Annotated in this window: 10 protein-coding genes and 1 pseudogene; all 11 read left to right on the forward strand. The window is 31.5% G+C overall.

The window, feature by feature from the left end:
• A pseudogene (locus tag K324_RS14255) lies at nt 1-180 on the forward strand (ISLre2 family transposase); the annotation flags it as partial.
• 305 nt (nt 181-485) lie between these two features.
• Nucleotides 486-2,552: an ATP-dependent DNA helicase RecG gene (gene recG, locus K324_RS0104035; RefSeq protein ID WP_026748034.1), complete on the forward strand. Its 2,067-nt coding sequence runs from the start codon at nt 486-488 to the stop codon at nt 2,550-2,552.
• Nucleotides 2,553-2,574: 22 nt separating this feature from the next.
• Nucleotides 2,575-3,459: a DMT family transporter gene (locus K324_RS0104040; RefSeq protein ID WP_026748035.1), complete on the forward strand. Its 885-nt coding sequence runs from the start codon at nt 2,575-2,577 to the stop codon at nt 3,457-3,459.
• Nucleotides 3,460-3,559: 100 nt separating this feature from the next.
• Nucleotides 3,560-4,078: a peptide deformylase gene (def, locus tag K324_RS0104045; RefSeq protein ID WP_026748036.1), complete on the forward strand. Its 519-nt coding sequence runs from the start codon at nt 3,560-3,562 to the stop codon at nt 4,076-4,078.
• 22 nt (nt 4,079-4,100) lie between these two features.
• A complete protein-coding gene (gene fmt / locus K324_RS0104050; RefSeq protein WP_026748037.1) occupies nt 4,101-5,060 on the forward strand; it encodes a methionyl-tRNA formyltransferase in 960 nt (319 codons plus the stop codon).
• A 46-nt stretch (nt 5,061-5,106) separates the two neighbouring features.
• Nucleotides 5,107-5,772, forward strand: coding sequence for a redox-sensing transcriptional repressor Rex (locus K324_RS0104055; RefSeq protein ID WP_026748038.1), 666 nt, complete (start codon nt 5,107-5,109; stop codon nt 5,770-5,772).
• 43 nt (nt 5,773-5,815) lie between these two features.
• A complete protein-coding gene (folD, locus tag K324_RS0104060; protein ID WP_026748039.1) occupies nt 5,816-6,667 on the forward strand; it encodes a bifunctional methylenetetrahydrofolate dehydrogenase/methenyltetrahydrofolate cyclohydrolase FolD in 852 nt (283 codons plus the stop codon).
• 38 nt (nt 6,668-6,705) lie between these two features.
• Nucleotides 6,706-7,191: an acetyl-CoA carboxylase biotin carboxyl carrier protein gene (gene accB, locus K324_RS0104065; protein ID WP_026748040.1), complete on the forward strand. Its 486-nt coding sequence runs from the start codon at nt 6,706-6,708 to the stop codon at nt 7,189-7,191.
• Nucleotides 7,192-7,297: 106 nt separating this feature from the next.
• Entirely contained in the window at nt 7,298-8,587 is a 1,290-nt protein-coding gene (locus K324_RS0104070; protein ID WP_026748041.1) for a hemolysin family protein, read from the forward strand.
• 9 nt (nt 8,588-8,596) lie between these two features.
• A complete protein-coding gene (locus K324_RS0104075) occupies nt 8,597-9,049 on the forward strand; it encodes an NUDIX domain-containing protein (RefSeq protein ID WP_026748042.1) in 453 nt (150 codons plus the stop codon).
• 207 nt (nt 9,050-9,256) lie between these two features.
• Complete coding sequence (locus tag K324_RS0104080) at nt 9,257-9,787, forward strand: adenine phosphoribosyltransferase (protein WP_026748043.1); 531 nt, start codon at nt 9,257-9,259, stop codon at nt 9,785-9,787.
• The last annotated feature ends 844 nt before the right edge of the window (nt 9,788-10,631 follow it).

A 10,631-nucleotide genomic window follows, 5' to 3' on the forward strand; every position in this document is an offset into this window, starting at 1 on the left:
GCGTATGAATTGTACTTTAGCGGCAAAAGAACGAGTTCACTAGAAAAAGTAATAGAGATGGAATGCTTGCCAGAAATTGTTAATGAAACAGGAAAAAGCACAAACATTCCATATTTGAGAGGAGGAGAATGTCCGATTAGGGAAGTTTTGAAAGAAATATCACAAAGTAAAATATTTTAAAAAAAGCAGTCAAAAAAGATTTGTTGCGGTATTTAATGACTGCCCCTATATTTTTTACTCTGTCGCGAAAAAAAGATGCTTATAAATGAAAAAATTAGTTAAACTGTCTTAAAACTTAGGGCAGTTTTTATTTTTCGAAATATGGAAAATTTCCATAAATTGTGGTATTATTATTAGTAATGATATAGAAGAAATAGGAATAAAACATACAAACATTGAAAAATATTATTAAAATTCAAACTTAAAAATTATTTTATTTAATTAATTTTTTTGTTTGAAGATATTAAAATAAGGCGGAAATGGCTATGAAAACATATAACTTGCTTTATGAAAATTTAGAAAATGTGAAAATAAAAGGAGTTACAAAAACAAATATTCCAAAATTCAGGAAATTGGGAGTTTTTACACTTTATGATTTGCTTTATTTTTTCCCGAGGGCTTATGAAAACAGGAGCAATCATAAGAAGATTGGAGAAATTCTGGCGGATGAATTTGTGATTTTACAGGGGACGGTTGTGAATGTGGTTAATCAGTATATAAAGGCTGGAAGGACTATGTTTAGGGCGGTTTTAAGTGATGATAGCGGAATGATTGAGCTTGTGTGGTTTAATAACAGGTTTGTGAAAAATGGTATTCACATTGGAGATGAGATTACAGTTTATGGGAAAGTGAGAAAGACTGTAAAATTTCAACTTGTAAATCCTGAATACAAAAAAATCAATCAAGCTAGTTTTGATATACAGGAACAAAAGCAGATATTACCCATTTATCCGTCTACCGAGTCGCTTAGACAGCAGGCAATCAGAAAAGTTATGGAAAATACCCTAATGGATTACGGATATTTGTTGCAGGAAAATCTACCAAAGGAATTTTTGCAGAAGGAGAAACTGCTTGGAAGAAAAGAGGCAGTTTTAAATATTCATTTTCCAGAAAGCGAAGAAAAACAAAGCAAAGCACGGAAAAGATTTATGCTGGAGGAAATTTTGCTTCTGGAAATGGGAATTTTACAAAATCGTTTTAGCGTTGACAAGGCAAATAAGAATATTTACAAACTTGAAGATAATAAAAGTCTTGTGAGCAAATTTATAAAGGGTTTGGATTATGAATTGACAAAAGCACAGAAGCGTGTAATAAAGGAGATTTATTCTGAATTAAAGGCTGGAAAGATTGTAAATAGGCTGATTCAGGGGGACGTTGGTTCTGGAAAGACGATTGTTTCATTTATAATGCTTCTTTATATGGTTGAAAATAATTATCAGGGCGTAATTATGGCACCGACAGAAATTCTTGCTACACAGCATTATCTAGGAATTGTAGATGAATTTATGAATCTTGACATACGAGTGGAGCTTTTGACTGGAAGTGTGAAGGGAAAGAAAAAGGAAAAACTGCTGAACGAGATAAAAGAAGGGCTTGTTGACATTGTAATTGGGACACATTCTCTAATCGAGGACAATGTGATTTTTAAAAATCTTGGATTAATTGTAATTGATGAACAGCACAGGTTTGGGGTAACACAGCGAAAACTTTTATGTGATAAGGGAAATCTTGCCAATTTAATTGTTATGAGTGCTACTCCGATTCCACGTTCGCTTGCGCTTACAATTTATGGAGATTTGGACGTGTCAATTATTGATGAACTTCCTGCTGGAAGAAGTCCGATTAAGACAAAATGGATACAAAATGAAATTGACAGACAAAAAATGTATAACTTTATGGAAAAAAAAATGAAAGATGGACGGCAAGTGTACATAGTGTCACCGTTAATTGAGGAAAGTGAAAGCCTGAATGTAAAATCAGCACAGGAAACATACGAAGAATATATTGCAATTTTTCCAAATAGAAAAATCGGACTTATGCACGGACGGCAAACTTACAAGGAAAAGCAGAAAGTTATGGAACAGTTTAAAAATCACGAACTTGATATTCTAGTTTCCACAACAGTAATCGAAGTCGGAGTAAATGTTCCAAATGCCTCAATTATGGTAATCCGTGACGCTCAAAGATTTGGACTTTCTTCACTTCATCAGCTTCGAGGAAGAGTTGGTCGTGGGAAATACCAGTCCTACTGCTTTTTAGAATCCGAAACAACAAATGAAATTTCAGTAAAAAGACTGGAAGTTATGGAAGAAACAACAGATGGATTTAAAATCGCAGAAGAAGATTTGAAATTACGTAATTCAGGAGAAATTTTGGGAACAAGGCAAAGTGGAGTATCTGACATGCTTTTTACGGACATTGTAAAAAATGTGAAAGAAATCAAATTTGTACGTGATTTTGTAATGGAATATTTGGAAAAGAATGACGGAAAAATAGAAAATGAATTTTTGAAAATGGATATTTATAAGAAGTTTTTTAATAATGCAGATTAAAGTACAGTAAGGAGAGAATTTTGTGAAACAGTATTTAGCAGATTTTGGATTACTTTTTGTAGGGATATTTTGGGGACTTGGGTTTGTATTTGTGAAGATTGGGTTGAATACAGGGATTGATCCGTTTTATTTGTCAGCAATTAGATTTCTTGTGGGAGGGATTATTCTTTACGGGATTTTCTTTAAGAAAGTTGGCAGATTTACGAAAAAGGATATTTTGGCTGGATTAATAGTTGGTATTTTTCAGTTTTTTGGATATGCTTTCCAGACTTATGGGGCAATGCTCACGACTGCCAGTAAAAATGCCTTTTTTACATCGATTAACGTTGTAATTGTTCCCTATATTTTTTGGTTTTTGCATAAAAAGCGTCCTGATATTTTTGCATTTTTGGCTTCAGTTATTTGTGTACTGGGAGTTGCTGTGATAAGTTTTGACAGGAAGCTGAATATTGCAAATCTTAATTTTGGGGATATTCTGACGATTATAAGTGCAGTATTTTTTGCAGGACAGATTGCTACAAATGGATATTTCAGCAAAAAAGTTGAGCCGTTAAAGCTTGTTGTTATGCAGATGTTTGTGGCTGGAATATTGTTTGCTGTAAATCTTTTTATTTTTTCAGATGTGAACAAAATTCAAAAGCCTGCCGGAATGACACTAATTGCAATAATTTATTTAACAATCTTTTCAACAGCGATACCAACAGTGTTGCAGACATTTTGCCAAAAATACACAACTTCCACAAGAGCTTCAATACTAATGTCAACGGAATCGCTCTTTGCGCCACTTTTTGCATTTTTTATACTAAGTGAGAGATTATCGCTTAGAGTGGCAGTTGGGGCTGGACTGGTTCTTTTTGCAGTGCTTGTGTCGGAAACGAAATTGGGACTTAAGAAAATTGAGGAATAATAAATAAAAAATTAATTGATGTTTTGTATTAAAATTTATCAAATAATATGATAAAATAAAATGGAGACTAATGAGTTTAATAAGGAGAGAAAAAACAAAAATGAAAATAGTTTTATATGGACACCCAACTTTACGTGAAAAATCGGAAAAAGTTGATGTGGTTGATGATAATGTAAGGGAAACTCTGGATGAAATGGTTGCCCTTATGAGAAAGGCTAATGGAGTGGGACTTGCTGCAAATCAGGTGGACATTGCCAAGAGATTTTTTGTGCTGGAACATGACGGAGTTGTGAAAAAAGTTGTTAATCCAGAAATTTTGGAGTTTTCTGAGGAAATTGCAGATATGGAGGAAGGATGCTTGAGCATTCCTGGAGTTTTTAAGAAAGTAAACCGTCCTGCAAAAATTAAAGTGAAATATTTGAATGAAAATGGGGAAGAAGTCATTGAAGAACTGGATGAAATGTGGGCTAGGGCATTTCAGCACGAATTTGATCACATAGAAGGAATTTTATTTACAGACAAACTTTCGGTTATGAATAAAAGATTAGTTGCTAAAAAATTAGATGTTCTAAAGAAAGATTTTGCAAAAGGCAGAATTTACAGGGACTTGGACAAATAAAGTCAGGAAAGTGAGAAATTAAATGAAGACAATATTTATGGGAACGCCAGAATTTGCGATACCGAGTCTGGAAATTGTGTTTAAAAATACTGATTTACAGCTTATTTTTACAAAAGAGGACAAAAGAAACGCTAGAGGAAATAAAATCATATTTTCCCCTGTAAAGCAATTTGGAATTGACAATAATGTGGAAATTGTTCAGCCAAAAAAAATGAAGGATGAAGAAGTTGTAAACAAAATTAAAGAAATAAATCCTGATTTAATCGTAGTTGTAGCTTATGGAAAAATTTTGCCAAAAGAAATAATTGATATTCCAAAATATGGAATAATAAACGTGCATTCTTCACTTTTACCAAAATATCGGGGAGCCTCGCCTATCCATTCTGCCATTTTAAACGGTGATGTTGAAACAGGCGTGAGCATAATGTATATTGAGGAAGGGCTTGATTCTGGAGATGTAATTTTAAAGGAATATTGTGAAATTACAGAAGATGATACACTTGGAACTCTGCATGATAAATTAAAGGATTTGGGAGCAGCTGGACTTAAAAAGGCGTTAAAATTGATTGAAAATGGAGAAGTTCAGGCGGAAAAGCAAGATGATAGCAAAGCCACTTTAGTAAAGCCGATTACAAAGGAGCAGGCAAAAATCGACTGGGATAACACAAAAGAAATTATTTACAATCAGATTCGAGGATTAAACCCATTTCCAGCGGCACATACTTTCAACGAAAAAGGCGAAAACATAAAAATTTACAAAAGTGAAAAAATTGAAAAAAAATATGAAGATGAAGTAGAAAATGGTACAATTGTCGAAATTATCAATAAAAAAGGGCCTGTTGTAAAAGTTGCAAATGGAGGATTATTGATTTTGGAGGCAAAATTTGAAGGGAAAAAACTTCAAAAGGGAGTAGATATTATTAATGGACGTAAAATGGTAATTGGAGAAAAATTATTATATAGCGATTCTAGTTTAAAATGAGAAGAAAAGGCTAGGTTATAATTTTCTGATTTTCATAGGAGGAAATATGAAATTAAAAAAATTGGAAATTTCTGAAAGAGTTGTACAAAGATTAACAGAATATCTATCTATTCTAAAAGAAGTCCGAAAACAGTATAGCGAAATAAATTCCATCGAACTTGCCAAAATTATGAATACTACTTCTGCTCAGGTACGTAAAGATTTATCAACATTTGGTGAGTTTGGTGTACGAGGGAAAGGTTATGATATAGATAATCTGATAGAAATTATTACAAAGATTCTTGGAATTGATAAAATTAACCATGTTATAATTGTAGGACATGGTAAAATGGGAGAAATGATTTCCTCAAATCTTGATGTTCTAGGTGAAGGATTTAAAATTGTTGGGATATTTGACAAGGATAAGAATAAAATTGGAAAAATAACAGCAAACAATTTAATCGTTCAGGATATACAGAATGTTGGTGAATTTATAAAAAATATGAAGAATGATTCTGACACAAGAATTGATATGGCTATTTTGGCAGTTGTAAAGGAACAGGCACAAATTGCGGCAGAAGGGCTTGTAAAAAGTGGAATTTCTGCAATACTTAATATGACAACTTATAAATTGGAATTAGATGAAAATGTGAAAGTTGTAGACATGGATATTTCAGCAAAGTTACAGGAATTAAATTTCTGGCGAATAAATAATATGAGTGAAAAAATATAATATTGAAAGGAGAACCTGCTGAATTTAATTCGGCAGGAAAGCTATGACTATAATGGATGGAAAAGCACTTTCAGAAAAAATTTTGAAAGAAATTGAACAGGAGCATAGTGAGCTGGAAAAGAAAGCTGGCAGAAAAGCTGGACTTGCGGTAATTATAGTAGGAGAAAATCCTGCTTCACAAATTTATGTAAGAAACAAAATAAGAGCTTGTGAGAGAGTTGGATTTCATTCTGAAACAATTAGACTTGATGAAAATATTTCAGAAGAAAGTTTGCTTTTAGAAATTGAAAAATTAAATAATGATAGTAATATAGACGGAATTCTGGTACAATTACCAATTCCAAGGCATATTGATGGTTTGAAGGTTATAAATGCAATTTCAGCCGAAAAGGATGTTGACGGATTTCATACAACAAACATTGGTAAAATGATGATTGGAGATGAAACAGGGTTTTTACCTTGCACACCGGCTGGAGTGATTCAGATGTTTGAAGAATACAATATTGACTTGGAAGGAAAAGATGTCCTTGTAATTGGGCAAAGTAATATTGTAGGAAAACCAATGACACTTTTACTTATAAAAAAACGTGCAACAGTTCAGGTATGTAATTCAAAAACAAAAAATCTATCTGAAAAATTGCAAAAAGCCGATGTAGTGGTAGCAGCTGCAGGTTCTCCAAAATTAGTGAAGACAACTGACGTAAAAGAAGGTGTCGTTGTAATTGATGTCGGAATAAACCGTGTGGATGGAAAACTGTGGGGAGATGTGGATTTTGAGGAAGTCTCTAAAAAAGCATCTTTTATTACTCCAGTTCCCGGCGGTGTTGGCCCAATGACAATTGCAATGCTGATAAAAAATACATTTAAGTCTTATAAACAAAAAATAGACAATTAAATTTTTGAAAATAAATAAAAAAGAAAGTGAGAAAACTAATGAGAGATAAAATTAAATTTATTGAAAAATTAGCTGAAAGTATGAATGAAAATAAGATTGAATCAGTGAAGTACGAAGATAACAATTTTGAAATATCATTAACAAAAAAAAGAAAAGAAAGAAATGTTATTTTTAACGGTTCAATGGCTCAACCTATGGCTGCAGTACCGTCAAACGTTTCACAGGAAGTACAGGTTCAAGAAATAGTAGAACCTGCACCAGTACAGGAAGCCTCTCCTGAAGAAATTTCAGGGACACAAATTACGTCACCAATGGTTGGAACTTTTTATGCTTCACCATCACCAACAGCCGCTCCATTTGTAAAAGAAGGAGATTCTGTTACAGAAGGGCAGACACTTTGTATCGTAGAGGCGATGAAACTTATGAATGAAGTAAAATCAACAGTTTCAGGAAAAGTGAAAAAAATACTGGTAAACGACAAAGACAGTATAAAAAAAGGGCAGGCATTGATGATTATTGAGTAATATTTTAAAAATAAAAAATAGTTAAATCTTATCAAGATTATTTGAGTTTGATTTTAAAGTTATTTTACTACTAATTATAAATTTAAAAAATAAAGAAGGGATAAATTTGGAAGAGAAGAGGATTTTGTTAGATGTTATTCTATTATTGATTTTATTATTTCTTACATCGTTTCTATCCGCTGCCGAATCAGCATTATCATCATTAAAGCAAATTCATTTAAAAAGTGATTCAAAAGAAAAGGAAAAAACTAAGGAAAGTGAACTTTTAAAATTTTGGATTGAAAATCCAAATGAATTACTCACAACATTGTTATTTATAAAAACAATTTCATATTCATCCATGGTTTTTTCAGGAGTTTATTTAATAAAAAAAATATATACAGAAAATCTTTATATTGGAATTTCATTTTTTGTATTAATTATTTTTGTTCTTTTGTTTTCTGAAATGATTCCAAGATTAATAGCCAGAAACAATATTTATGGAGTTTCCAAAACTTTAATAATACCGCTAAATACAGTACGGATTGTATTAAAGCCGCTGATTAGGTTATTTATACATATTTCAAGAGTTATTGTCGGAATATTCAGAATAAAAGTAAAAGATCAGATGTTTGAAATAACAGAAGATGAAATTTTGACGTTTTTAAAAGCTGGAACAGAAAGCGGTGTATTTGAAGAAGGCGAAGAGGAAATGATTACCAGCATTTTTGAATTTTCAGAAACGACAGTCAAGGAGATACTTACACCTCGAAGAGATGTTTTTGCGTTGGAAGCAGAAAGCAAAATTGACGATGTGTGGAATGAGATTTTGGATCAAGGATTCACACGTATCCCGATTTATACTGAAACAATTGATAAAATTGTAGGAACAGTACATATGAAGGACTTACTCCGTTATGATAAGCAGACTGGGGAAAATCCGCCAATAAAGGACTTTATGAAAGAAGCCTATTTTGTTCCGATCACGAAGCCGTTAGTTGAATTATTGGAAGAATTTAAGTTAAAGCAGCTTCATATGGCAATAGTTATTGATGAATACGGCGGAACACAGGGAATTGTAACGATTGAAGACTTGCTGGAGGAAATTGTTGGAGAAATAAGAGATGAATTTGATCAGGAAGAGGAAAACATTCAGCAAATTCGTGAAAAAATATTTGATATAAAAGGTGATACACCTATCGAAGAAATCAATGACAAGCTGGGAATAGAAATTCCATTATCTGAAGAATATGACACTATTTCAGGATATATTCAAGATAAGCTGGGAAAAGTTGCCGATGTTTTTGATCAGGTAAAGGAAAATAATTTTATATTGAAAGTTACCGATGTGGATAATAAGCGTGTTGAAAGAGTAAGGGCGATTATTATTGAACAGGAAGAAGAAAAAGAAAAATAAGGAGAGAAAATGGAAGAAATGAGACCACGAATACGTGTGGCAGGAATTCTCATAGAAGATGATAAAATTTTGTTAATTCAACATTACAAAAATAATAAAAAATACTGGCTTATTCCCGGTGGTGGAAATGATTGGGGTGAAACTTCTAAAGAAGCCCTTGTACGAGAATACAAGGAAGAAACAAATATGGATATAGAAGTTGATGAATTTCTGTTTTTTTCAGAAACAATTTTTCCAGACAAGGAGCGACATATTTTGAATTTATTTTTTAGAATACATCGTAACAATAAAAATAATGACATCATTAAATTAGGAGAAGAAGCAGTTCTCACAGATTTAAGATTTGTAACAAAAGAAGAATTGAAAACAATGACAATTTACCCAAATATTAAAGAAAACTTATTAAGACTAATGGATGGAGAAAAAGTTGAAACTTATTTGGGAAGTTTGTGGAATGAATAATTAGAAATATTTAGATAGACTTAAAATTTATACATAATTTATAATTTATTGTAATTAAGAAGTTTAATTATATATTTGAATTTTTTGAAAATTGAACTGATGCAAACTAAGTAAATTTAGGATTTTAAGAAAAGCGGTAACTTTTAAGTTTAGTTTTAGTAGAGTTATTATTAATTATATAATTTTAGAAAAGAGGAAAAAGAAAAAATGAAAATAGAAGAAAAAGAAAAAATAGAAAAATTAGTCCGTTCAGTAGAAAATTTTCCAGAAAAAGGAGTAATATTCAGAGATATTACAACAGCACTAAAAGATAAGGAAGGATTGGAAATCATTATAAAGGATTTTACAGACAGATATAAAGATAAAGGGATAGACTATGTAGTGGGAGCTGACGCAAGAGGGTTTATTTTCGGAGCTGCAATAGCCTACAATATCGGAGCGGGATTTGTTCCCGCAAGAAAACCTGGCAAATTACCCGCAGAAGTTGAAAGCATAGAATATTCTTTAGAATACGGTAAAAATAGCATAGAAATTCACAAAGATGCCTTTGAAAAAGATTCAAAAATATTAATAGTGGATGATTTGCTAGCCACAGGGGGAACCGCCAAAGCAATGGTTCAATTAGTCGAAAAATTAGAAGCAAAAGTGTACGAATTAGCATTCATGATAGAGTTATCCGATTTGAAAGGACGGGAATTTCTTGAAGGCTATGAAGTTTATTCGCAATTAAAATATTAATAAAATTTAAAAGGAATAACTTTCTATTTACCATAATTAGAAAAATTCCTTTTTTATATACATAATTTTTTTTATATTTAGTAATAAAGTTATACTAAACCCCATTTAAAAATAGGAATAAATTTTTATAATAGGGTTATTTGATAGCTAATTCATAATCATTCGACTAAATTGTTTTTTATTGTTTTTTGTATATTTTGATTAATAAATATTTTTTCTTTTTTATTTTTGTAGGATTGCTCATTGTCGCAAATCCTTATCTTGCAGTAAAGGTTTATCCTAATAATTAAAATTGTGGCAAGATTGCTGTGTAATAACCTATAGCTAGTTTACAACATTTTTCTGCACTGACATCAAACAGTTTTGCCAGCATAGAAAAATGCTCTGACGGATTAGTTTATACTAGATTATGTTTAAAAAATGAAAATTATATTTTAATTATTTGAAAATATTAGGTTTATATCCTTTATTAGAAAAGTTTGTAAAAAATTCGTTATTTAAATGGGATTTAGCATGAAATAGCAAATTTAAGGTATTTTCTAAGAAATAAAAAATAGACTACGAATAAAAATATGAAAAAATCCAAATAAAATGAAAAAAAGTAGTTGACAAAGAAATCTAATTATGATAATATATATCCTGTCGATACGAAATGTGTCGCAGGACAATTGAGATAAGAATAGAAGAAGCAACAATGTGTAAAAGATAAATGTAAGTCAAGAATCAAAATGATTCTCGTCAAGACGAAGGTGAAATAAAATATATGAAGATATATTGAATGAAGAGTTTGATCCTGGCTCAGGATGAACGCTGACAGAATGCTTAACACATGCAAGTCTTTGGC

The sequence above is a fragment of the Leptotrichia trevisanii DSM 22070 genome (assembly GCF_000482505.1).
GTDB classification, from domain to species: Bacteria; Fusobacteriota; Fusobacteriia; order Fusobacteriales; family Leptotrichiaceae; genus Leptotrichia; species Leptotrichia trevisanii.